Source organism: Micromonospora sp. NPDC005710, assembly GCF_040630995.1.
Taxonomy (GTDB): Bacteria; Actinomycetota; Actinomycetes; order Mycobacteriales; family Micromonosporaceae; genus Micromonospora.
This window is the reverse complement of the sequence record NZ_JBEXYP010000014.1, coordinates 68900-91702: the sequence shown is the minus strand read 5'-3', so window position 1 is coordinate 91702 and position 22803 is coordinate 68900. Positions and strand designations below refer to the sequence as shown.

The following is a 22803-nucleotide window of genomic DNA, read 5'->3' as shown; positions in this document are numbered from 1 at the left end:
AGGAGTGAGCCGGGTTTGCGAGCCCCGCAGTCGCGAACAGAGGTTGCGCCGTGAGCGTGAGGAGTGAGCCGGGTTTGCGAGCCCCGCAGTCGCGAACAGAGGTTGCGCCGTGAGCGTGAGGAGTGAGCCGGGTTTGCGAGCCCCGCAGTCGCGATCCAGGGTTGCACCGTGAGCGGGTGGGCGGGGTCGGTTCTGGTTACCGGGACGGACACCGAGGTCGGCAAGACGGTGGCGACCGCGGCGATCGCGGCAGCCGCGCAGGCGGCCGGGTTGCGGGTGGCGGTGGTCAAGCCGGGTCAGACCGGTACGGCAGGCGGTGAGCCCGGCGACGTGGACGTGGTCAACCGGCTGGCCGCGCCGCTGACCGGTCGGACCCTGGCCAGCTATCCGGATCCGCTCGCCCCGTTGGCCGCCGCGCGGGTCGCGGACCTGCCGCCGTTGGAGTTGTACGCGGCGGTGGACGCCGTCCGCGCGGAGGCCGACAAGCACGACCTCGTGTTGATCGAGGGCGCGGGTGGGTTGCTGGTGCCGATGGGGCTGCGGCCGTCGGGGGAGCCGTGGACGATGGCGGACCTGGCTGTGTCGCTCGGCGCGCCGGCCGTGGTGGTCGCCCGTGCCGGGTTGGGCACGCTCAACCACACGGCGTTGACCCTCGAGGCGTTGGACCGTAGGGCGGTGCCGGCCGGTGTGGTGATCGGTGCCTGGCCGGCCCGGCCGGAGCTGGTGCACTGGACGAACCTCGCCGACCTGGTGCCGAACCTGCTCGGCGCGTTGCCTGACGGCGCGGGCGCGATGGACCCGGGGGTGTTCCGGCGCTCCGCGCCGGGTTGGCTCACCCCGGCTCTGCACGGCGTGCTCGACGACTGGCGGGTCTGGGCCGAGGAGAGCGGCTGAACACCTGACTTTCGTCGGTGTTCGCGCAGGTCGGGCGTAGGTAGCCTGACCGCCGTGCGGATTGTCGACTCTGCGCCGCCGGGTGGGTCACACCGGTGGCGTCGCCTGCTGCTGGACGTGCTGCTGTGGGCGGTGGTGGCCGCCCCGGTCGGCTACGCCGGGGTCAGCCCGCCGTATCCGCGGTACGCGCTGCCGCTGCTGGTCGGCAAGGTGCTGCTGCTCGGTGCGGCGGTGGTGGCGAGTCGACGTCAGCCGTTGGTCGCCCTGGTGCTCGTGGTGCTCGGGTCGGTGGTCGACGGCAACTTCGTGTTCGCCATTCCGGTCTTCAGCTATCTCGCCGGGCGGCGCAGCGCCACGGTGGGCCCGTCGATTATGGTCTTCGTGCTGGTCGCGGCCGGTGGCACGGCGCTCAACCTGCTGCTGCTCGGCACCGGCGCGGCCACCTGGTTCCTGCTCGCCTCGGTGCTGCTCTTCGCCGCCGTGTTCCCCTGGTTGGTGGGCAGGTACCGCCGCCAGCAGCAGGAGTTGACCGACGCCGGTCGCCGGCACGTCGACGCGCTGACCCGCGAGCAGCGGGGTGCCGCCGAGCGGATCCGGCTGCGGGAGCGGGCCCGGATCGCCGGGGAGATGCACGACTCGCTGGGCCACGACCTCAGCCTGATCGCGGTGCGTGCCGCCGCCCTGGAGGTCGCCGCCGACCTGGACGACGGGCACCGGGCCGCGGCGGGGGAGTTGCGGGCCAGTGTCTCGGCCGCAACCGAGCGCCTGCACGAGATCATCGGGGTGCTCCGCGAGGAGGCGGGCGGGTCGCTGCGTCCGAGCGGGGAGACGGTCGCCGAGCTGGTCGAGGGCGCCCGGGAGGCCGGGATGGCGGTACGGCTGGACGCCACCCCGACGGTGGCGGAGCTGCCGGCGATGACCTCTCACGCGGCGCACCGGATCGTCCGGGAGTCGCTGACGAACGCGGCCCGGTACGCGCCGGGCGCACCTGTCGATGTGCGGCTCGAACGCGACGGTGACCGGGTCGAGGTGAGCGTCGTCAACGAGCCCCCACCGGCCGGCCCGCTGCCCGCCCCGCCGTCGCAGGGCAGTGGGCTGCTCGCCCTCGCCGAGCGGGTGCGTCTGGCCGGCGGGACGCTCGACGCGGGTCACCGGGCCGACGGCGGGTTCGCGGTACGGGCGGTGTTGCCGGCCACCGCACCGCCGCCGGAGGCGATCGGGTCGGCGGCCGAGGCCGGGCCGACGTCCTGGTCCGAGGAGCGAACGGGTGCGGCGGAGCGGCCGGTGGAGGCCGAGCGGCGGCTGCACGACGCCCGGCGGCGGGTTCGGCGCAGTTTGCTGGTGGCGCTCGTCGCACCTGTCGGTTTCGCCCTGGTGCTCTCGTTCGTCTACTACCCGGTGGCGACCGCGGGGACGGTGCTGGACCGGGCCGCCTTCGACCAGTTGCGGGTGGGTGCGGCCCGGTCGGAGCTGGTCGGGTTGCCCCGGCGGCAGGTGGAACGCCCGGCGGCGGCCGACCAGGCCGGCTGCGAGTACTACACCGACGGCAACTTCCCACTCGCGGAGCCCACCTGGCGGCTCTGTTTCACCGATGGCCGGCTGGTCAGCAAGGAGTGGATCGCCTAGTGGACACCGACACGGCGGGGGCACCGCCGATCCGGGTGGTGCTGGCCGACGACGAGGCGATGATGCGGGCCGGTGTCCGGGCCATCCTCGCCAGCGACCCCGGCATCGAGGTGGTGGCCGAGGCCGGTGACGGGCACGCGGCGGTGGAGGCGGTGCGTGCCCACCGACCCCGGGTGGCGTTGTTGGACATCCGAATGCCGCGGCTGGACGGGTTGGCCGCCGCCGCCGAGATCCGCCGGGTCGTACCGGACACCGCGACGATCATGCTGACCACGTTCGGCGAGGACGACCACGTGGCCCGGGCGCTCGGGCACGGTGCCAGCGGGTTCCTGCTCAAGGCCGGCGACCCGCGGGAGTTGATCGCCGGAGTGCACGCGGTCGCCGACGGTGGGGCGTACCTGTCGCCGAGGGTGGCCCGCCGGGTGATCGAGCTGGGGGCCGGCCGGTTGGCCCGCCGGCCCGCCGCCCGGGACCGGACGGCGGGGCTGACCGAGCGGGAGCGGGAGGTGCTGGCGCTGGTCGGGGCGGGGCTCTCCAACGCCGAGATCGCCCGCCGCCTGCACCTGGTGGAGGGCACCGTGAAGAGCTATCTGACCAGCATTTTCACCCGGCTGGAGGTGCGCAACCGGGTGCAGGCGGCGATCCTCGCGTACGAGGCGGGGTTGGTCGACGGCTGAGCGGGGGCCGGGTGGCCCCCGCTCAGCTCTGCCGGCTCTACGCGTCGCGGCGGCGCAGGGCGGCCCGGCCCAGCAGCAGCGCGGCACCCGCCCACCCGGCGAGCAGGAGCAGCCCGACCACTGGCGGGTACGGCTCGGTGTCGCCGGCCAGGAAGTGCCCGCCGGCCACTCCGGGGAACACGTCGGCGATCCGGTTCAGCACGTCGATGTCCGGCTCCTGAAGCGACAGCGGCACGATCATCAGGGTGGCGAGGAGCACGGTGAGGGTGAGCACCGCGCTGCGCAGCGCGGCACCGAGGCCCAGGGCGAGGACGCCGACCAGCGCCAGGTAGGCCGCCACCGCCACGATGTCGCCGACGGTGTCGGCGGCCGGGGCGCTGCCCCACTCGGCGAGCACCGGCCGGGCCACCAGGATGCCGACTCCACCGAGCAGCAGCCCGAGCGCGAAGGTGACAGCGCCGGTGACGGCGGCCTTGGCCAGCAGCACGCGACCGCGGGACGGGGTGCACTGGAGTGTGGTCCGGATGGTGCCACTCGTGAACTCGGCGGTGATCGCGAGCAGGCCCAGTGCCAGCACCACGTACTGGGTCAGCTCGACCGAGTCGATCAGCACGCTGCCGACGGTGACGATCCCCCGGTCGTCGGTCGGGTCGTCGTTCGTGTTGTCGTTCGCTATGTAGATGGCCAGTTGGCCGGCGCTCGCGGCCATCACCAGCAGCCCGGCCAGCGCCGTCCACCAGGAACTACGCACCGAGGAGAGCTTCGTCCACTCGGCGGCCACGGCCCCGCGGAACGCAGCCGGCGCGATGGCGGGACGGGTGCCCGCGTCGGTCCGCGCGCTCATCGCTGCCCGCCGTCGACCGGGCCACCCGCGTACTCGACGCTGTCGGCGGTCAGCTCCATGTACGCCTGCTCCAACGATGCGGCGTGCGCGCTCAGCTCGTGCAGTCGTACCCCCAGCTCGTGGGCCAGGTCGCCGACCTGGTCGGCGGTGGCGCCGGTGACTGTCAGCTCGTTGCGGTCGGCCGCCTCGACCGTCGCCCCGGCGGCGGTGAGGCGCGCGGTGAGGGCGGCCAGCCCGTCCGGGTGCGGGCTGCGGACCCGGACCGCGACGGTGCTGCGGGCGATCACCTCGCCGATCGGCGCGTCGGCGAGCAGCCGTCCCCGACCGATCACCACGAGTTGGTCGGCGGTGAGTTGCATCTCGCTCATCAGGTGGCTGGAGACGAAGACCGTCCGTCCCTCGTCGGCCAGCGAGCGCATCAGGTGCCGCACCCAACGCACCCCGTCCGGGTCGAGGCCGTTCACCGGCTCGTCGAACATCAGCACCGGCGGGTCACCGAGGAGCGCGCCGGCGATGCCCAGCCGTTGGCCCATGCCGAGGGACAGCGTCCGCCCCGACTTGCCGGCGGCCCGGGCGTCCAGCCCGACGGTGTCCAGCACCTCGTCGACCCGACGGGCCGGGATGCCGTTGCTGTGTGCCATGGCCCGCAGGTGGGCCCGGCCGGACCGGGCGGGGTGGATGGCCCGGGCGTCGAGCAACGCGCCGACCTCGTGCAGCGGCCGGCGCAACTCCCGGTACGCGCGCCCGCCGACCAGGGCCTGCCCGGCGGTGGGACGGTCCAGCCCGAGGATCATCCGCATGGTGGTGGACTTGCCGGCGCCGTTGGGGCCGAGAAAACCGGTGACCCGGCCGGGCGCGATGTCGACTGTCAACGCGTCGACAGCGACGGTCGGGCCGAACCGTTTCGTCAACCCACGTAATGTGATCATGCGATGACGCTAGGCGCGCGGCCTGCTGCTCCACCGCGCCCGTTCGGCACCACCCACCACTGACTTTCGTCAGGCCGGTGGCGGGCTGCTCACCGTACGTACTGCTCAAGCAGTGCCGGGGTGAGCCCGGCCCGGTGGATCGCCTTCAACGCCGCGAGCAGGTCGTCCATCAGCGCCGGTCGGAAGTGCATCAGCAGGACGTCGCCGGGTTGGACCACCTTCTCCGGGGTCTGGTAGCGCACCTTTCCCTCGTGGACGGTCTCGGTCCAGTGGAAGACCGCCTTCGCGCCGCAGTCGTGCGCGGCCTTCAGCGTGGTGCTGTCGTGCTCGCCGAACGGTGGCCGGAACAGCGTGGGCCGCTTGCCGAACAGCCCTTCCAGGCTGTCCGCGGCACCACAGATCTCCTGCTTCTGGTAGTCGTACGACCGGCCGGCGAGCGAGTTGTGGTGGATCGTGTGGTTCTCCACGACCCCACCCACCGCCTCGATCTGCCGGAAGTAGTCGGTGTGCTCCGCCGCCGCCGGAGAGTTCAGGAACAGGGTGACCGGGATGCGCGCCTCCCAGATGAAGTCGATCACCTCAGGGGGGCGGGCCAACCCGCCGTCGTCGATGGTGATGAAGGCGACCTTCTGATCGGTCGGCAGGCGGTGCCAGAACGCCGCCGAACCGGTCGCCGGCAGCGGCACCGGCTGCGGCGGCGGTGCCTCCGGAAACGTCGGCACCTGGGACACGTACCAGGCCAGGCTCTTGAACGCCGGTTTCACCGTCGCGGACGGCGAGGCCGAGGGGGTCGGCGCCGGTGCGGACGGAGCCGGGCGGGCCGCGGTGATCTGCCGGGCGTGGGCCGGGTGACCGGAGGTGACTGTGCACGCAGTCAGCGCCAACAGGCCCAGAAACGTGACGACGGCGGCGATCCGACGGGTGGGGATGGCTGACACGCCCGGAAACATACCGAGCGAATGTCAGGATCCGGTCAGCCCGGTGGCCCGGTGGAACGGCCGACCACGAACGCGTCGGGCATCCGGAAGGTCAGATTGTCCGGGCACCAGGGCGGACGGAGCACTGTCACCCCGTCCAGCAGTGGTGCGGTCTCGGCCACCACCACTGCCGCCTCCATCCGGGCCAGCACGTCCCCGACGCAGCGGTGCGCGCCCGCCCCGAACGCCAGGTGTCGGCGCGATCCCCGTTGGCCCGGACGGAACTCGTCGGGCGACTCCACGACCGCCGGGTCCCTGCCGGCGCGGGCCAGCCACAGCACGATGCTGCTGCCCGCCGGCACTACTGTGCCGCCGAGCGTGCTGTCCGTCGTCGCCACCCGCCGCCAGGTGACGATCGGTGGTTCCAGCCGTAACCCCTCCTCCACCACGTCGGCCACCGCTACCTCACCGCCGCGCAGGCCGGCCCGGACGACGGGCTCGTCGGCCAGCCGGTGCAGCAGCAGGGTGAGGAACTGCGAGGTGGTCTCCTGGCCGGCGACGAGGAGGAAGAAGAGCGCGCCGACCACCACGTCCGGCGGGTGCCCGGCCGCGCGCAACTCGGCGGCCAGACCGCCGCCGGTGGTCGCGAAGTCCCGCAGTACGCCGTGGAACCGGCCCACCTCGGCGGCCAGGGCCACCTGCCGGTCGGCGTCGAGTGGTGCCCAGAACAGCTCCAGCGCGGCGCGGGCGAACTCCTTGACCGTGCCGACCGACGCGTCCGGCAGCTCGACGAGCCGGGCCAGCACCAGCAGCGGCAGGTCGGCGACGAGGTCCGCGTACAGGTCGACCGGTTCACCGGCGTCGAGCGTGGCGTCGATGCCTGCCACCCGGTCCCGAACCAGCGCGGTGAGCCACTGCCGCTGCGCGGCGACCCGGGTCGGGTGCAACGCCTCCGCGACGATCGCCCGGAGCCCCGGATGGCTGACAGCCGAGTTGTTCGCCAGGGTCGGCGGCAGCCGGAACCGGTGCCCGGCGAGCACCCGCAGCGCCGTCACCGGCATCGGCGTCACCGCGTCCAGCGCGTTGTCCGGCCGAAAGGTGACCGGATCGGCGAGAACCTGGCGGACCAGCGCGTGCCGGGTCACGACCAGGTGGGTGCCGCCGACGTGGTCCGGCACCCGGGCCACGTCCGGCCATGCGGGGTCGGCCACCTGCGCCCAACTGCGGAACAGCACCCGGACACGCTAGCCGGAGGCCCCCGGCAGCCCGGCCCGCAGCCGCCAGACCGTGGTGCGCTTCACCCGCACACTCTCCAACGCCTCCGGCACCGGCACGTCGTACGCGGCCACCTCGTCGAAGCGGTCGCGGGGCAGGAACGCCCGGCCGGGATCACCGACAAGCGCCGGCGCGCCGGCCCGGGCGGCGCGCAGCAGGAACCGCAGGACCCGGCGGGCCATCGCCTCGCTGTAGAAGACGTCCCCGGCGAGCACCACCTCGGCGTCCCCGGCGTCGCCGTCGAGGATGTCGCCGAACTCGGCGTCGACGCGTACCCCGTTGGCCTCGGCGTTGAGGGCGACGGCCGCCACCGCCAGTTCGTCCACCTCGACGGCCCGCACCGACGCCGCGCCGGCGCGGGCGGCGGCGATGGCCACCAAACCGGAACCGGAGGCGAGGTCGAGCACCCGGCGGCCGGCGACCAGCTCCGGGTGGTCGGTCATGTACCGGGCGAGGGCCTGCCCGCCCGCCCAGGCGAACGCCCAGAACGGTGGCGGCCGGTCGGTGGAGAACTCGCCCTCGGTCAGCTCCCACAGCCCGATCGGCTCGTCCGCCTGGTGCAGCCGGACCTCGGGCACGAAGGGGACCGGGGCCAGTCGGGCGTGCAGCCGGACGAAGGTGCTGGAGAGCTCGGACACATGGTGATTCTCGCGCACCGGCAGTCACCGGCGCCGCAGGGAGGTGCGTCGAGGAGGCGCCAGCGCATGAGGGCGCTATGTACGACGTTGCGTTGGGGCGAGCGGCCGTTCGTGTACCGCACTGCCTCGTCGATCATGGAGTTGTGGTGGGCGACAAAGTGTTTATGGTGCGTCATATCTGGCACCACAACTGCATGATCGACGGCATCCGGCTGCCCTGCTCCGCGATCTTGCGTTGACGGTCGCGACAGAAGATGGTTTTCCGCGCATATCGGCGACCGAAACTGCAAGATCGGCGCTGGCGGGGGCTTTTCTGGAGTGACGAACCCCGGGGGCCCGGGATGGTGCCATGCCCTTTCGAATGCTCTCGCCTCGGCTGGGCCAGCAACCCGCCGAGGGTTCGAGGCTGCGGTGCCGCTAGGGGTCAGCAGTTCACCACTCTCGGTGAAATTGCCAGTTGTCCTTGGCGTCCGCTGCGAAGACACCCCTCTGTCCGGCCCGCCCGTTTCCTCCTAGCGTTTCCCCGGAACGACGAGAAGAGGCGAGGTGGTGGTGATCGTGTGGCGGTTTGCGCTATGGGTCGGGGCGGTGGTTGCCGGCATGACCGGGGCGGTGCTGACCCTGGCCGCCCCGGCACAGGCGGCCTTCACCACCGAGATGAGCGGCCTGCCGGGACGGTTCACCGCCGGTGAGCAGGTGCGGACGATATCCGCTGTGGTCTCCCAGACGGATCGACGCGCCAGGTGCGCGAAGGTGCGCTGGTCGATGGTGCTCAGCGTGCAGGGGGGCCTCCGGCTCGACCAGGTGAAGATGGACCGGGTCGAGGAGACCGGCGACTTTCCGCTGGAGATCCGCACCGAGGGTGACGTGGCCCGGTTGACCGACCGGCAGCTCGACCCGGGCACGCTCTGCCCGGGCCGCACGGTCACGGCCCGCTACCGGGTGGCCTTCGCCGAGGACGTCACCCAGGGGCGGGTCACCCTCGCCGCCGAGGCGTACGACGCCAACCTGCGCCTGCTCGCCCGGCAGACCGCCACCCGGTCGGTGGTGGGGGTGCGTGGCGTGCCGACCGCTACGCCGAAGCCGACGGCTACCCCGCCGGAGCCCAGTGAATCGCCGAGTACGCCCACCGAGGACGAGAGCACGGCGAGCGAGGAGCCGGTCGCGGAGTACCCGGCCGACGCCGCGCCACCGGCGGCCAACCGTCCGGTCTCGCAGTCCGGCGCGTTCGGAGTGGTGCAGGCCGCGTTCCTGCTCGGCGGGCTGCTGCTCTTCCTCGGGGTGGGGCTGCTGCTGCGGCTGCGCCAACTGACCAGGGCCGCGGCCGGGGACGCCGACGAGGCGGACGACCCCCCGGTGGACCGGCACTGGGAGCGTCCCGCCGTGGCCGACCCCTGGCGCCGGGCGCACCGCTGATCGGGGGTGGGGCCGGCGGATGCCCGCCGGCCCCACGGTGTCACTTCGCGAACGCCTGGAACTCGGCGATCCTGACCTGGCTGCGGGCCGGGCTGGCGGTCGCGCAGTCAGTCGTCGTGGCCGGGTCGTCGTCCTGCTCACCCGCGTAGTTCGGGCCGCCGGTGCACTGGCTCGCCAGCACCTCGAGACGCAGGTGGGTGGCGAGGGTGCTGGGTACCGCGAACGTCCGGAGGTTGATGTCCCGGCTGTACGCCCGGTACGCCCCGCCGGGGAACGCGTCCTCAGCGCTGGTGTAGATGCGCTGCCAGCGCGCCGGGTCCGCGCAGTCGGTGGTCGTCGCGTTGCAGGCCGACACCGCGAACGAGCGCAACGCACTGAGCGCGTTCTGCGCGCCGGTGTCGGCGTCGCCGGTGATCGCCGGGCGCAGCATCGCGCTGACGTTCACCCGCTTGACCGTCTGGGCGGCGCCGCCGGGGAGCGCCACGGTGAGCTGCCGGCCGGCGACCCCGTCCAGGGAGGCCCAGTTCGTCGCCTCGGTGTCGTCGGCTACCCGGTCGAGATTGACCCCGTCGCCGGTGACCGTGGCCCCGGACGCGGTGGACGCCAGGTTGCGGCTCATCCGCAGGTCGACGTAACCGTCCTGACCCGCCTTGGCGACCACACTGAGCCGCTGGTGCCCGAAGCTGGGAGCCACGGCGAGCAGGTCGTACGTGCCGGCCACCATCTCCACGGTGTCCGGGATCGGCGTCGCCGGGTCGGTGTCGGCCACCGGCACGGCCCGCGCCTCGTACGCCCCCACGTACACGCGGATCGGCGCGTCGGCGCTGTCCCCGCGCGGGCGAAGGGTGAGCGTCGCGTTGCCGCCGCGCGGCGAGGCGAAACTCGGCGTCGGATCGGTGTCGCCGGCACCGTTGGTGACGGCGTCCCGGCCCATTCCGGAGCGGGCGAACTCGGCCCAGATCAGGTCCTGGTTCGCGCCGCCGAAACGGAGCAGGTCGGCGGTGAGCATGTTGTCCCGCATGTCGAGCATGCTGACCTGGCTGGCGGCCTGGAGCAGGAACGAGTCGAAGACCAACTGCGACCAGCGCCGGTTGCCCGGGCACTGGTCCGCCGCGACCTTCCCCTGTGCGCAGTCGAGCTGCCGCTGCGGGGTGCCGAGGCCGTAGCGCTTGACCAGGGCGGAGCGGACCCGGAAGTTGGTGGCGCCCCAGATCTCCCCGTCGGCGTGCACGGCCGGGCCGGCGGTGTTGTAGCCGATGTCGGAGTAGTTGAGAGGGCTGCGGCTCAGGTCGTAGTTGCGGATGCCGCTGACCAGGTTGCCGGTGACGTAGCCGCCGGTGATGAACGGCGTCTCACCGGGTGCCCGTAGCCCGTGCTGGAAGAGGTACTCGGCGGCGAGCAGGTCGCCCCACGACTCACCCATCGCTCCGCCCTGGTGGCCGCTGATCCCGCTGTCCGGGCCGGCGATCATCCGGTTGGTGATCGCGTGGGTGTACTCGTGGCCGATCACCGTCATGTCGTAGTCGCCGTCCACGCACGGCGGGTACGGCCCGCCGGCCTGCGGCTGCCACAGGTACATGTTCGTGGTCGGCGGCAGCCCGTCGCGCGGGGTGCCCTGGTTGGCGTTGTTCCGGTTGCCGGTCAACGCGCCCTGCTGGGCGCGGCCCTGCTCGGCGTCCCCGCCCAGCCCGGACGGGGTGAGGTTCACCGCCTGGAGGTTCCACGCCGACTCGGTGAAGCCCAACTGGTACGACCAGTCGTGCATCCGGTTGTGCATGGCGAAGAGGTTGGCGATCGACGCGTCCGCGTCGTTGCGCTGGGCGGAGGTGAACACCCCCGGATTGCACTTCGCCTGGTGCCACTGGTCGGTGAAGGGGTACTCGTAGCGGCGTTCCGGGCTGGTGGGGGCCGGCACGACCGGGGTGCTCGCGCCCCAGGACAGCACCGTGTTGGCCGAGTTGCCGCGCGAGGTGAACGTCGGCGTGCCGGTGGCCGCGTCGACGTCCCACGGTTGGCCGGTGGCCGGGTCGCGGGATGCGGCCTGGCAGCCGGGGGCCGGGTCGCCGCACCACCGCACCCGGGGGTCCTGCCCGGGGCCGAGGTCGCGGGGCGGGGTGGCCGGGAAGACCGCCCAGCTCGGGTTGTCGGAGTCGTAGTCGACAAGATCCTCGCGGACCAGCACCTGCCCGGTGCTGCCGTCCACGTAGCTGGTGAACGCGGCCGGGTGCTCGGTGTCCGCGCCGATCATGGTCACCTCGTAGGCGGCCCGGGGCCCGTCCAGCGGGGTGGGCACTGCCACCGACCGGATGGTGTGGCTGGCCACCGCGCCAGCGGTCAGCTTCGCGTCCGCGAGCGCGGCGGCGTACGCCTGCTCGGCGCTGCGGGTGGCCGGCGCCGGCGCGCCGGTGTTCCGGGCCAGCGATGAGCTGACCGAGAGCACCGCGCCGTCGGAGACCGCGACTGTGACAAGGCCGTCCGGCCCGGCCGGCAGGTCACCGAAGCGTTGCCGGAGGGTGACGACGGTGCCGCTGCCGATCGGCCGGACCAGCACCCGTTCCATGGCGGCCACCGCGGCGGCGTCCATGCCGAACAGGTCACCGTTGGCGGCCAGGTAGGCGCGGGCCGCGGCCTCCGGGTCGGCGGGCAGCCCGCTGGCCAGCGGGCCGCGACCGGGGCCGAGCGCCTGCGGGGTGCCGAGCCGGTTCCACCTGACGTCGGGGTCGACGGCGCGGGCGAGGCCGCGTTGGCGCGCGTCAGGTGCCGCCGTACCGGTGCGGTTGTCGGCGTCGGCGGGTGCGTACCCCTCGGCGAACGGTCCGGACCGGCGCTCGGCGGACGCCGTGCCGCCGGTGGGGGCAGCGGTGCTCACGCTGGTGGGGAGCAGCGCGGCGACCGTCGTCGTCGTCGCCAGGATGGCGATGAGCCGGCGTCGACGCCGGCTCATCGGGGGTGACCACTCCGGTTGTGGCACGGGACCTCCTCGTGGGAGCGAGATGGCCGGCGAGCCGCCGACCACAGATGCGCGGTGACGCATGCGCATCTGTGGATATCAGCCTCTCGAGGTCCCGGCAAGGTCCGGAGCCGCTATCGCGTCGACAGATCGAGATCTGGTCAGTCGCTCGGCGCCCAGTCGGGGTCGCGGCCGAACGCGGCCAGCAGGTGGTCCTGCTCGTCGGCGTCGTCAGGCACCCGTACCCCGGTGTGGACCAGGTTGTTGCGCCGATAGGTCTCGATCTGGCCGGCGAACCACTGGGCGGCGGCGTGCACCGCGTCCGGGTCGAGCCGCGGCTGCGCGCCGATGGCCACCGCCACGTCCCAGCCGTGCACGAGGTGCTCGGCGAGGAGTTGCCGGAGGTACTCGGTGGCCGGGGTGTCGCCGCTGGAGAGGTGCACGGTCCGGTCGACGGTGCCGGGGTGGGTGGCGGCGATCTCGGCCTGCGCCGCGGCTTCCCGAGCCGTCGCGATCGGGTCGGCGCCGAGCTGGTCACCGTCGAGCCGGTCGCCGACCTCGTCGATGGTGCGACCGGCGAGCAGCGGCACGCTCCACCGGTCCTCGGTCACCACGTGGTTGACGAGCGTGCGGAGGTCCCAGTCCGAGCAGGGCGTCGGGTCGGACCACTGGCCGGGCTCGATCTGGTCGACCCGGTCGATGAACTCGGCCAGGCTCCGGCGGTACGCCTCCACGAGATCCATGCTGCCGATTGTTCCGGTAGGCGGGGCGGCCCGCGCCCGTTTTGCCCGGCCTGGTGCCCTGGATCTGTGCCGATTGCCCAGGTCAGTCCAGGTCGGCTGGATCAAGGCCGAGCTCGCGGGCGGTGACCAGCCGGACCCACTCGCCGAACTGCCGGCGGGAGATCACGCGCTCGTGCACGGCGAGTTGGACGGCGAGGCCGTCCATCACCGCGCTGATCCGCCAGGCGGCGCCGTCGGGGTCGGCGCACTGGAAGGTGCCGTCGGCCACCCCGGCGCTGATCACCGCGGCCAGGTCCTGCCGCCAGCGCAGGTCGAGCCGGCGGGAGACCTTCTCCAACTCCGGGGTACGCAGCGACTCGGACCAGCCGTCGATCCACATCGACCAGGAGGTGGCCCGCCCGGCCGGGGTGTAGAGCTTGAGGATCCGGCGGAGCTTGGTCAGCGGCGGGGCCGAGGAGCGGGTCACCGCGTCCAGCCGGGCCAGGTCCTGTTCGACCGCGTACGCGAACGCCTGCGCGAGCAATCGTTCCTTGGTGGCAAAGTGGTAGAAGACCAACGCCTGGCTCACGCCCGCGGCATTCGCCACGTCCGCTGTCCGGGTGTTGGCCAGACCGCGCTCCACGATCACGTCACAGGCGGTGCGCAGCAGGGCATCCAGGCGGATCTCGGCCGCACGTCTCGTCACGACCGTTACCGTAACCCATCCGACTGAACACGAACAGTTACCACTACGCGCTGATGTACGCGGCGACAGTCGGAAGCCGGACACTTTCCGCAGGTCTCGCCTGTCGTTCGACAGAGAGTGTTCGCCGAGGTCCGCCGCCCAGTGTCGGGGGGTGGAGACGTCGATGGTCGGGCTTGCGACGCGGTGATGACGATCGTTGCCTGGCGATGTCGGAGTGTGACGGTCGGTGCAGGGTGGGAATACCAGTCCAGCCCCCTAGGAAGCCTACCGGGGGTTGCTCCGGTCCAGCTCCGACCACCCGGAACCGGACCCACAGGGTGCGGCGCGCCCACACCGGACGCGCCGAGGCGACCCCGAGTTGGCAGTCAAACACCGGCTCGGCTAAAGTTCTCATCCGTCACCCGGGAACGTCCGGGGGCGTGCGGACGTAGCGCAGCTGGTAGCGCATCACCTTGCCAAGGTGAGGGTCGCGGGTTCGAATCCCGTCGTCCGCTCGGAGCTGCCGCCACGTATTTCACGGGGGCAACCTCGGTGGGGTGGCCGAGAGGCGAGGCAACGGCCTGCAAAGCCGTGTACGCGGGTTCAAATCCCGTCCCCACCTCGGCAACAAGCACGGGCGATTGGCGCAGTGGGAGCGCGCTTCCTTGACACGGAAGAGGTCACTGGTTCAAACCCAGTATCGCCCACCAGACAAGAACGGCTCGTCATCGGAAACCCGGTGGCGAGCCGTTCCGCTTGTGGAAGCCACCGCGCCTCGCTGGCAGTTCAGCGACTCGACACGCCGAAGGTAGTTCTGCTGGGCTGCCACGGATCGCAGTGCCGACGGGCCGGCCGCCTTCGGCGAGGCGACCGGCCCGGCATCACACAGCTCCATCAGCGATGGAGGTCATCGGGTCACAGCGGGGGTGCGATGTCCCGCCGCTCCTCGACCTGGCGGTACTCCACCGGCTGCTCGGTGGTGGTGACGACCTGGCGGCGGCGACCCCAGATCAGCGTGGTCATGATCAGGCCGAGCACGCCGGCGCCCATCAGGATCCAGCCGACCACGTCGAGGTTGATGCCGCCGACGCTCGTGTCCAGTGCGAAGGTGAGGATCGCGCCGAGCGCGATCAGGAAGATGCTGGTGCCGATACCCACGACAGCCTCCTTAGGGGGGTGTGGTGCGCTGTCGAGCCCCCAGTACCCAGGCGGGGACCAGCGCAACCGCGACCGGCCAGGGTGCCGTGCCCAGCGATCTTGGCGTCGGGTAGAGTTCACCTGTCACCGGCGCTTGTCGGGGACGTGCGGACGTAGCGCAGCTGGTAGCGCATCACCTTGCCAAGGTGAGGGTCGCGGGTTCGAATCCCGTCGTCCGCTCGCGATGTGCCCCCCGGGGCCGCCACGGGCGATTGGCGCAGTGGGAGCGCGCTTCCTTGACACGGAAGAGGTCACTGGTTCAAACCCAGTATCGCCCACCACCGATACGATCAGTTCAGCTGGACCCGTTACCGGATCTCCGGTGACGGGTCTCGGCGTTTCTGCCACCCGCACGGGGTGACCACCGGTCACTCGCCGGCGCGCAGCACCTCGCCGAGCCGGTCGCGTCGCCGCAACGCCGACTCGACAGGCACGACCGTGGCGACCACCGCCAGCAGTGCCACGCTCACCAGACCCAGCAGCCACCACGGCAGGACGGCCGCCGGGTCGGTGGCTTGGCCGGTGAGCAGCCGCAGGTCGAGCGGGCCGAGCGTCAGACGTGCGAGCAGGGCCCCGAGCAGCGGGCCGCACACCGCGGTGACCACCACCGGCGGCAGCAGCTCGCCGGCGGCGACCCAGCGGGCGTCGCGTGGCCGCAGGCCGAGGGTCCGCAGCCGGGTCAGGGTCCGCCACCGCTCCGACGCACCGGCGGCGGCGGCGAGAACGAGGCCGAGCAGGCCCAGTGCCAGCAGCACCGCCGCGGCCGTCCACGCCAGCCGGAGCAGCCCGGCGGTCAGCGGAGCCACCCGCTGCGCCCGCAGGACGTCCGCGCGCAGCACGACGTCGGCGGCGACGCCGCTGTTCGACACGGCCCGCGCCGCGCCGGGGCCGGTCACCCAGACGGTGTTCGGTACGACGGGCAGCCCGGCGTCGGCGAGGGCCGTGGCGTCCACGATGACGACGTCGGTGGCGCCGCCGACGGCGGGAGCGGTGCCGACCGCGACGAGCTGGATCGCCGGGGCGTCGTTGCGGGGCAACTGCAACCGCGAACCGGTCCGTAGTGCACCGTCGCTCGATCGGACCAGTGCCGGCACGTCCCCGTTGCCCGCACCGCGTGCCGTGAGCCGGGCCAGCGCCGGCGCGTCGGGCAGCGGAGTGGTGGCCAGCAGACGCTGGAACGCCGCGGAGTCCACGATGACCAGGCGCGGGGTGAGCAGTGTCGATTCGCTGAAGACGCGTGCCGAGTCGGTCACCTGCGCGACGACGACCTGCCGTACCCCGGGTGCGGCGGTGATGCGCTCGGCGAGGGCGGGCGTCGCGGCCGTGGCGTCGGTGCCGACGTCGAGGCGGGCGTCGGCGCCGACGGTGCTCCACGTGCCGTCGGCAACGCCCCGGGTGACGGTGCTCCCGAGGATGAGCGCGAACGACGCGAGCGCCGTGGTGCTCACCAGGACCAGCAGCGGCAGCGCGCGCCCGGCCGTGGTGGTCGCCTGGGCGGCACCGAACACGGCCAGCGGGCGGCGCGAGCGCAGGGCCCGTCGGAGCGCGAGCCGCGCCCCGAGGGGTACGAGCCGGAGCAGGACGAGAGCGCCGACGATCGCCCCCAGGGCGACGGCGCTGACCGGCAGGATCAGGTCGCCGGTCAGCTCACCGGTGTCGCCGTCGGCGGCGACGCGCAGGAGCCCTCGCTGGTGCAGGGTGACCACTGCGGCGACAGCGGCGATCAGGACAGCGGCCTCCACGGAGGCCCGGCGCAGGTGGCCGGTGGCCCGCATCCAACGCCGAGCGGCCGGGTTCGCGGGTTGGCGGCGGTTGCGGCTGGCGCGGGCGGCGGCGAGGGTGCCGAACGCGGGCCCGGCGACAGCACCGGCCAGGACCACGGGGACGGCCCAGGTCCAGGAGACGCCGGCGGTGGCCACGCGGGCGAGCGCGAGCCCGACGGCCGCCGCCGACACAGACACCACAGTGGACTCGATGAGCAGTTCCGTAGCGATGTCGGGTAGCGCCGCCCCACGCTGCCGGGCGGCGGCCAGCACCTGCGTACGTCGGCGGACCAGCAGGTCGGCGGCGAGCAGGAGGACCAGCACGGTGGCGGTCAGCACCCCGACGAGCAGGGCGGCGGCCTGTGCGAAGGCGGCGCTGCTTCTGTTCCGGGCGTCCCGCAGGGTCCTGTCGAGCTGCGACTGCCACTTCAGGGACTCGTCGCGGTCGCTGGATGCCCCGGAGGTCGCCTTCAGCGTGACCACCTGGTTGGCGAGCGCCGCGCTGGTGCCCCAGGTGAGCGCGTCGGGGTCGGGGGAGAAGTGGACGGTGCGCCGCAGTTGGTCCTCGTCGACAGCGAGCCGGGCATCCGGTAACGACTCACGCGACAGCAGGCCGGCGTACCTGGTGATCCCTACGCCGTCGGCCCCGGGCACGGGGCGCAGGAGGGCCGGTACCAGCCGCCAGGCGGGGTCCGCGCTGTCAGTGGGCCGGTAGATCCCGCTGATCCGGATGTCCCTGTTGCGACCCTGGCCGTCCTTGACGGGGATCCGGTCGCCGGGGCCGAGGTCGAGTGCGGCGGCGTCCGCCTCGGAGAGCCCGACCTGCACCGGCCAGGGTGGCCCGCCGTAGGAGACCTCGACGTACTCGCCGGAGACGGTGGGGCCGGGCGCGCTGCCGGCTACCCAGGCCACGTCCGGGCTGCCGCGGTCACCGGCCAGGTAGGTGAACTGGAAGGTACGCGGCGCGTTGCCGTCGGTGAGGTTGAGGATCGGGCTGTCGACGACGGCGACGGGCGGGAGAAGCGCGGCGTCCAGGTCGGGCCCGAGCGCGTGCGTCGCCCGGGCGAGGAACTCGTCGACCTCGTCGGCGAGGCGGGGCATCCGGACCCGCCCGCCGGTCGGGCCGTCGTCGCGTTCCCAGTCGGCGCGTACCAGGACGTCGGCGTCCTGGTCGGCCGAACGGGCGGCGTCCTGGACGGTGCTGTCGGCGGCGGCGCGGAGCAGCGCCGGTGTGGCTCCGGCGAGCAGCGCGACGGCCGCGATGACGGCGGCGGTGAGCAGCAGTGGTCCGGCGTCGCTCCGGCCACGGCCACCGATGCTGGGCCAGTGCAGCGCCGGCCAGCGGCGGCTCAGCCACCGCTTCACTGTGCCACCCGCAGGTGTGCGGCGTCGGCTCGGCGGACCTCGACGGTGACCACGACGGCGACAGCCAGCACGCATCCGGCCAGCAGCACGGCGAGCAGGGCGGCCTCGGTCGGCAGTGGCCAGTGTGGCTGGGCGGCCGGGACGGGCGCGGCACCGGTGTCGGAGCGCACCAGCAGGGGAGCGACGACGAGGGTGGCGAGTGCGCCGACGGCCGCGCCCGCCGCGAGCAGGGGCAGCAGGACGCCGGCGTGCTGGCCGAGCAGCACTCTCCTGATGTCGCGCCGGGACATCCCCAGGCCGCGTAGCCGCGCCACCTCGACGGCGCGGATCTGCAGGTCGCAGGTGACGTGCAGGACGACGCCGGCGAGCAGCAGCAGGGCCGCGGCCGGGACGATGAGCCGGAGCGCGGCCGGCAGCACGGCGCTCAGCGGGCCGCTGGTGAGGCGGGCGGTCTCCGCCTCGCGGGTCGTGACGGTGCCCAGGTTCAGGGCGGCGGCCCGGTCGGTGGCTGCGGGGCCGGAGGGGTGGCCGACCCACCAGGCGTCCACCGGGAACGTCAGGTCTCCGGCGACGACGCGTGCGCGCGACAGCATGTCCAGGTCGGCCAGGACGGCGGCGGCGCCGGGTGCGGACGGTACGGTCGGCACGACAGCGGTGACGACGATCGGGACCGGTGTGATGCCGACCGTGACGGTGAGCCGGCTGCCGATGTCGACGCCGACCTCGCTGGCGAAGCGGGAGGACACGGCGACGGGCACCCGGCCAGGGTTCGGGAAGGCGGTGGCGACGAGGGTCCGGGCGGGGTCCTCCGCGCCGCCGCCGATGTCGACTGTCGCGCCCATCCGCAGCGCGGTTCCGGTCGGCATGGCGGACACACCGACAGTCGGTTCGCTCAACTTGCCCGGAACGGGCGGCGCGGACGTGGCGGTCCAGTCCGAGCCGTCGTCGACCCCCCGCGCCGACCCCGAGGCCGGGACGGTGAGCGTGACGGCTACGGCGACGCGTCCGCCGAGCGGTTCGACGGTGACCGGCAGGGCGACTGCGACGAGGCGCAGCCCGTCGGCCGTCGCGCAGGCGGGCAGCCGTACCTCCCGTCCGTCGAGTGGTACGGCGGGACCGGTGCAGGTCGTGCGCAGGCCGGTGGCGTCCTGCAGCAGCAGTTGGGGCGTCACCGTGAGCGGGGTGCCGCCGCCAGCGGTCCCGCTCAGGACGAGCGGGGCGCCGGCCGGGATGGCGAGGCCGGTGGCCCGGGTGGGTGGTGCCAACGTGGCACCCACGTCCGCCCAGTTGCCGTCGTCGTCGAGCCGCCCGCGCAGCAGCGCGTCGGCGCGGGTGGTGTCGACGGCGACCAGGCGTGGTGCCTCTCCGTTGCTGCCGAGCCACTGACCGACTGTCGTGCCACGGTTGAGGGCCGGACTCACCACTCCTGCGGTGGCGGCGCTGACGATCGGGCCGTCCCCGGCCGCCGGCGCCGTGCTGAGACGCAGTGCCAGGTCGGTGCCGACGGAGAGGGCGGCCTGGTCGCGCTGCGACTGGTGCCAGGTGGCGTCGAAGGCGAGGCCGAAGGTTCCGGCCGCGCAGGCCAGCCCGACGAGCAGGCCGGCGGCGACCGCCTGTGGCCGGCGGGCGGCCTCGGCGACCGCCAGCGGGAGCGCCAGCCCACGGGCGCGGTACGCCAGCCGGTCGGCGCCGCGCAGGGCGGGTAACACCACCCGGAGAGCGAGGGCGGCGCCCGCGGTGAGCAGGAGCGCCGGCGCGAGTACCCGAACCGCGTCGGCGCGTGGGCTGGCGGCGGCGGATTGCGCGTACAGCTGCCACCAGCCGGCGGCGGCGAACAGCGCGAGCAGCAGGTCGGCGCCGGACCGGGCCAGCAGTTCCCGGCGGGTGCGCTGGTCGCCGGGCGCCGGGACGGGCCGGATCGCCAGGACGGTGAGGACTGCGGCGAGCGCCAGGGCGCCGCCGACGACCGCGAGGACCTGGGCCCCGGCGACTGTCGGCCGGACGGTCAGGCCGGCGGTGTCCAACGGCGGCAGGTGGGTCAGGCCGGCGTGCAGGGCCGACGAGGCAGGCAGCGCGAGCGTGGCGGCGACGGCGGCGACGAGCCCCGCCTCGATTGTCGCGGTGGCGGCGAGTTGGCGACGGCTGGTGCCCAGAGCGGATCGCAGGGACGTCTCGTCGGCGCGGATGCCAGCGGTCAGCCGGCCGGCGAGGACGAGTGCCGTCGCGGCCAGGACACCTCCGAGAGCGGCGATGGCGAGCACGACGGCGGCGGTGACGTGCCGCTGGTCGTCGGCGGCCCGCAGGGTCAGCGGCAGGTCGGAGGTGACCCGCGCGAGTCGGACCCGGTCGGTGAGGGTGCCGGCCAACCGGCGGTCGGCCCCACGGAGGGCCTCGGCCACGGCCTCCAGGTCGCGGCGGTTGGCGTGGGACAGGTCCGGATGGGCGGTGACCTCCATCCGGTCGACAGTGGCACCTGTGGTGACCAGGTCGGCGAGGTCGACGACGAACGGACCGTAGGCGTTCACCGGCTGCATGAAACGGCCGTCCCGGTAACCGGCGGCGGAGCCGGCCGCGGCCAGTGGGTCGCGGTCCCAGCCGCGCCCCGGCAGCGGGCGTACCACTCCGACGACTGTCACGTCGATGGCCGGGACGGGCTCATGAGCCAGCTCGGCGCCGAGGCGCACCCGGCTGCCGGGGGTGAGGTCGAGCAGGCGGGCGGTGGATTCCAGCAGCACCGCGTCGCCGGGGTGCTGCGGCCAGCGGCCGTTGACCAGTTCGGCGCGGGTCGGCAGGTCGTCCAGGCCCGACAGGTACGCCTGCGCTCCGACGGTGGTGCCCGGGACGAGCCCGGGCGGCAGCGCCCGCAGCACCGTCGACGCGCGCGCGGTGGTAGTCACCGGAAACGATGAGAGTGCGGAGGCCACCACGCCCTTGGTGTCGGCGGCTACGGACTGTGTGTTCGGGCCTTCGATGGTTCCGGTGTAGACGGTCACGTCGACGGCGGCGGGTGCGGCGCGGGCCATGGTGACCTCCAGCGCCCGCTCGGCGGTGCGGGTGACGAGCAGGGTGCAGGTTCCCAGCACTGTCGCGCCGATGGTGACGACCACGAGGAGGGCAGCCAGCAACGGCCACTGCGCGCGGGCGCGCCGGCTGACCAGCCGCACCGTCGAGGTCACCCGGCGTCCGGCGTCGGCGCGTACGGCTGCCCGGCCGGCTGTTCGTCGAGGTGCCCGTCGTGGATGCGGATCACCCGGTCGGCCAGGGCCATCATCACCGCGTCGTGCGTCGACACCAGCACCGTGACGCCTTCGGACTCGACGATTCCGCGCAGCAGGGCCATCACCGACAGGCCCGTCTCGGCGTCCAGTTGACCGGTGGGCTCGTCGGCGAGCAGAAGCTGGGGTGAGGCGGCCAGGGCGCGGGCGATCGCCACCCGCTGCTGCTGGCCGCCGGACAGTTCGGCCGGCCGCTGCCCGGCGTGGTCGGCAAGACCGATCAGCTCCAGCAGCAACTCGACCCGTCGCTCGCGCTCGGCGGGGTCGACGCGGGCCATCCGCAGGGGGGCCGCGACGTTCTCGGCGGCCGACAGCACCGGAATCAGCCCGAAGCTCTGGAAGACGTACGACACCTTCTCGCGCCGCAACCGGGACAGGCCGTCCTCGTCGAGCGCGGTGACGTCGGTGCCGTCGACGTGCACGGTTCCGGCGTCCGGGCGATCCAGGCCGCCGAGGACGTTGAGCAGTGTCGTCTTGCCCGAACCGGACCGGCCGACGAGCGCCACCATCGAACCGGCGGCCACGTCGAACGACACACCCCGCAGGGCGTGGACGACTGTCGGCCCGCTCCCGAAGCGTCGGTGGACGCCGCGCACGCTGAGCAGCGGCTCGCCTGTCATTCGCCGCTTCCCTGATCGGGGCGGATCGTGATGTGGTCGGGTTCCAGGGCCAGCCGGACCCGTCGGGTCAGCGCCAACGCCTGGCGGAACTCGCGGGGCACCTGGACCCGCCCGGCCCGGTCCATCACGGCGTACTCCTCGGCGGTCATGTGCGTGTCGCCCTCCGCGTCGGTGGTGGTGCGGCGCAACACCTCGCTGCTGGTGCGCCCATCCCGGATCGCGACGGTCCGTTCGACCTGGCCGCTGACCTCCGGATCGTGGGTCACCACGACGACTGTCACGCCGTAGCGCCGGTTGACGTCCCGCAGCACACCGAAGACCTCCGCGGACGTGGCCGCGTCCAGCTCGCCGGTCGGCTCGTCGGCGAGCAGGACCCTCGGCTGGTTGGCAAGCGCCACAGCGATCGCGACGCGCATCTGCTGCCCGCCGGAGAGTTGCCCGGGGCGCCGATCGGCGCAGTCGGCGACGCCGAGGCTGTCCAGCAGTTCCGACGCGCGTTCCCGGCGTTCCTTCTTCGCGGTGCGGGCCGCGGTCATCGGCAGGTCGACCATCTCCCGTGCGGTCAGGTACGGGATCAGGTTGCTGGCCGTCTGCTGTCGTACGAACCCGACGGTGTGCCGCCGGTAGTCGACCCGGTCGGCGCGGGACATCGCCAGCAGGTTCCACCTGTCGACCCGGACCCGCCCGGCGGTGGGGGCGTCGATGCCGGCCAGGATGGAGAGCAGCGTCGACTTTCCCGACCCGGAGGCACCGACGACGGCGACCAGCTCACCGCTGGCCACGGCCAGGTCGAGCCCCTGCAGGGCCTGCACCTCGATCGAACCGGTCTGGTAGATCCGCACCAGGTTCTCGCAGACGATGAGCGCGTCGCGGCCGAACTCGGGTGCCCGCGCGGAGGGCTGCGGCAGAGACAGCTGCGTGCTGGGCATTCCCTTCTCCGTTCACGTTGTGCCGATGTCGAGCGAGTCTCGGGTGGCAACCAGGCACGTGGTGTCACTCAGCCGGTACGC

General features: G+C 73.3%; 17 protein-coding genes and 5 tRNA genes. 9 read left to right on the top strand and 13 right to left on the bottom strand.

Going from position 1 to position 22803, the window contains the following annotated elements; all coding sequences use genetic code 11:
- Positions 1-153: 153 nt before the first annotated feature.
- From bioD to ABZ406_RS20000, 3 genes are read left to right on the top strand one after another with little or no spacing between them, the layout of a single operon-like run.
- Positions 154-894, top strand: a complete 741-nt coding sequence (gene bioD / locus ABZ406_RS20010; protein ID WP_357763831.1) for a dethiobiotin synthase — start codon at positions 154-156, stop codon at positions 892-894.
- A gap of 54 nt (positions 895-948) precedes the next feature.
- Positions 949-2520: a histidine kinase gene (locus tag ABZ406_RS20005; protein ID WP_357763580.1), complete on the top strand. Its 1572-nt coding sequence runs from the start codon at positions 949-951 to the stop codon at positions 2518-2520.
- The gene (locus ABZ406_RS20000) at positions 2520-3197 is read left to right on the top strand and encodes a response regulator transcription factor (protein ID WP_357763576.1); all 678 of its coding nucleotides are present in this window, start codon (positions 2520-2522) and stop codon (positions 3195-3197) included. Before ABZ406_RS20005 ends, ABZ406_RS20000 begins: the two co-directional genes overlap by 1 nt.
- Before the next feature lie 37 nt (positions 3198-3234).
- Here ABZ406_RS20000 and ABZ406_RS19995 read toward each other — a convergent pair whose 3' ends face one another.
- The 5 genes from ABZ406_RS19995 to ABZ406_RS19975 form a co-directional block, all read right to left on the bottom strand.
- Entirely contained in the window at positions 3235-4041 is an 807-nt protein-coding gene (locus ABZ406_RS19995; RefSeq protein ID WP_357763572.1) for an ABC transporter permease, read from the bottom strand.
- On the bottom strand, positions 4038-4970 hold the full coding sequence (locus ABZ406_RS19990) for an ATP-binding cassette domain-containing protein (RefSeq protein ID WP_357763569.1): 933 nt from the start codon (positions 4968-4970) through the stop codon (positions 4038-4040). The genes ABZ406_RS19995 and ABZ406_RS19990 overlap by 4 nt, the downstream gene beginning before the upstream one ends.
- An 89-nt stretch (positions 4971-5059) precedes the next feature.
- Positions 5060-5908 (bottom strand): polysaccharide deacetylase family protein, encoded by an 849-nt coding sequence (locus tag ABZ406_RS19985; RefSeq protein WP_357763566.1) that lies wholly within the window; start codon positions 5906-5908, stop codon positions 5060-5062.
- Between the two features lie 35 nt (positions 5909-5943).
- On the bottom strand, positions 5944-7122 hold the full coding sequence (locus tag ABZ406_RS19980; RefSeq protein ID WP_357763562.1) for a cytochrome P450: 1179 nt from the start codon (positions 7120-7122) through the stop codon (positions 5944-5946).
- Between the two features lie 9 nt (positions 7123-7131).
- Positions 7132-7800: a 50S ribosomal protein L11 methyltransferase gene (locus ABZ406_RS19975; protein WP_357763559.1), complete on the bottom strand. Its 669-nt coding sequence runs from the start codon at positions 7798-7800 to the stop codon at positions 7132-7134.
- Between the two features lie 600 nt (positions 7801-8400).
- Here ABZ406_RS19975 and ABZ406_RS19970 point away from each other — a divergent pair.
- Entirely contained in the window at positions 8401-9216 is an 816-nt protein-coding gene (locus ABZ406_RS19970) for a hypothetical protein (protein ID WP_357763556.1), read from the top strand.
- A gap of 40 nt (positions 9217-9256) precedes the next feature.
- Here the strand turns inward: ABZ406_RS19970 and ABZ406_RS19965 are convergent, their stop codons facing one another.
- From ABZ406_RS19965 to ABZ406_RS19955, 3 genes are all read right to left on the bottom strand, one after another.
- A complete protein-coding gene (locus ABZ406_RS19965; protein ID WP_357763553.1) occupies positions 9257-12187 on the bottom strand; it encodes a M36 family metallopeptidase in 2931 nt (976 codons plus the stop codon).
- Between the two features lie 140 nt (positions 12188-12327).
- A complete protein-coding gene (locus ABZ406_RS19960) occupies positions 12328-12909 on the bottom strand; it encodes a TIGR03086 family metal-binding protein (RefSeq protein WP_357763551.1) in 582 nt (193 codons plus the stop codon).
- An 82-nt stretch (positions 12910-12991) separates the two neighbouring features.
- Positions 12992-13594 carry a TetR/AcrR family transcriptional regulator gene (locus tag ABZ406_RS19955; RefSeq protein ID WP_357763547.1) on the bottom strand — a complete coding sequence of 201 codons (603 nt, stop codon included), beginning with the start codon at positions 13592-13594 and terminating at the stop codon, positions 12992-12994.
- 421 nt (positions 13595-14015) lie between these two features.
- On the opposite strand from ABZ406_RS19955, the gene ABZ406_RS19950 reads away from it, so the two are divergent.
- The 3 genes from ABZ406_RS19950 (at position 14016) to ABZ406_RS19940 (ending at position 14283) form a co-directional block, all read left to right on the top strand.
- Positions 14016-14088, top strand: a tRNA-Gly gene (locus tag ABZ406_RS19950).
- Between the two features lie 36 nt (positions 14089-14124).
- A tRNA-Cys gene (locus ABZ406_RS19945) sits at positions 14125-14195 on the top strand.
- 13 nt (positions 14196-14208) lie between these two features.
- Positions 14209-14283, top strand: a tRNA-Val gene (locus ABZ406_RS19940).
- A gap of 205 nt (positions 14284-14488) precedes the next feature.
- Here ABZ406_RS19940 and ABZ406_RS19935 read toward each other — a convergent pair.
- Complete coding sequence (locus tag ABZ406_RS19935) at positions 14489-14731, bottom strand: DUF6458 family protein (RefSeq protein WP_357763544.1); 243 nt, start codon at positions 14729-14731, stop codon at positions 14489-14491.
- Between the two features lie 146 nt (positions 14732-14877).
- Between ABZ406_RS19935 and ABZ406_RS19930 the strand changes: the two genes are divergently transcribed.
- Positions 14878-14950, top strand: a tRNA-Gly gene (locus ABZ406_RS19930).
- Between the two features lie 26 nt (positions 14951-14976).
- Positions 14977-15051 (top strand) — tRNA-Val (locus ABZ406_RS19925).
- An 87-nt stretch (positions 15052-15138) separates the two neighbouring features.
- Here ABZ406_RS19925 and ABZ406_RS19920 read toward each other — a convergent pair.
- From ABZ406_RS19920 to ABZ406_RS19905, 4 genes are read right to left on the bottom strand one after another with little or no spacing between them, the layout of a single operon-like run.
- Positions 15139-17898 carry an ABC transporter permease gene (locus ABZ406_RS19920; protein WP_357763541.1) on the bottom strand — a complete coding sequence of 920 codons (2760 nt, stop codon included), beginning with the start codon at positions 17896-17898 and terminating at the stop codon, positions 15139-15141.
- Positions 17895-21074 (bottom strand): permease, encoded by a 3180-nt coding sequence (locus ABZ406_RS19915; RefSeq protein WP_357763538.1) that lies wholly within the window; start codon positions 21072-21074, stop codon positions 17895-17897. Before ABZ406_RS19915 ends, ABZ406_RS19920 begins: the two co-directional genes overlap by 4 nt.
- Positions 21071-21793 carry an ABC transporter ATP-binding protein gene (locus tag ABZ406_RS19910; RefSeq protein WP_357763535.1) on the bottom strand — a complete coding sequence of 241 codons (723 nt, stop codon included), beginning with the start codon at positions 21791-21793 and terminating at the stop codon, positions 21071-21073. The genes ABZ406_RS19915 and ABZ406_RS19910 overlap by 4 nt, the downstream gene beginning before the upstream one ends.
- Positions 21790-22722, bottom strand: coding sequence for an ABC transporter ATP-binding protein (locus tag ABZ406_RS19905; protein ID WP_357763532.1), 933 nt, complete (start codon positions 22720-22722; stop codon positions 21790-21792). The genes ABZ406_RS19910 and ABZ406_RS19905 overlap by 4 nt, the downstream gene beginning before the upstream one ends.
- Between the last annotated feature and the right edge of the window lie 81 nt (positions 22723-22803).

What these genes read in the sequence shown, in the direction of transcription:
- ABZ406_RS19905 (WP_357763532.1), bottom strand. Translation starts at nt 22,722, where the DNA reads ATGCCCAGCACGCAGCTGTCTCTGCCGCAGCCCTCCGCGCGGGCACCC.
- ABZ406_RS19990 (WP_357763569.1), bottom strand. Translation starts at nt 4,970, where the DNA reads ATGATCACATTACGTGGGTTGACGAAACGGTTCGGCCCGACCGTCGCT.
- ABZ406_RS19970 (WP_357763556.1), top strand. Translation starts at nt 8,401, where the DNA reads ATGACCGGGGCGGTGCTGACCCTGGCCGCCCCGGCACAGGCGGCCTTC.
- ABZ406_RS19960 (WP_357763551.1), bottom strand. Translation starts at nt 12,909, where the DNA reads ATGGATCTCGTGGAGGCGTACCGCCGGAGCCTGGCCGAGTTCATCGAC.
- ABZ406_RS19995 (WP_357763572.1), bottom strand. Translation starts at nt 4,041, where the DNA reads ATGAGCGCGCGGACCGACGCGGGCACCCGTCCCGCCATCGCGCCGGCT.
- ABZ406_RS19910 (WP_357763535.1), bottom strand. Translation starts at nt 21,793, where the DNA reads ATGACAGGCGAGCCGCTGCTCAGCGTGCGCGGCGTCCACCGACGCTTC.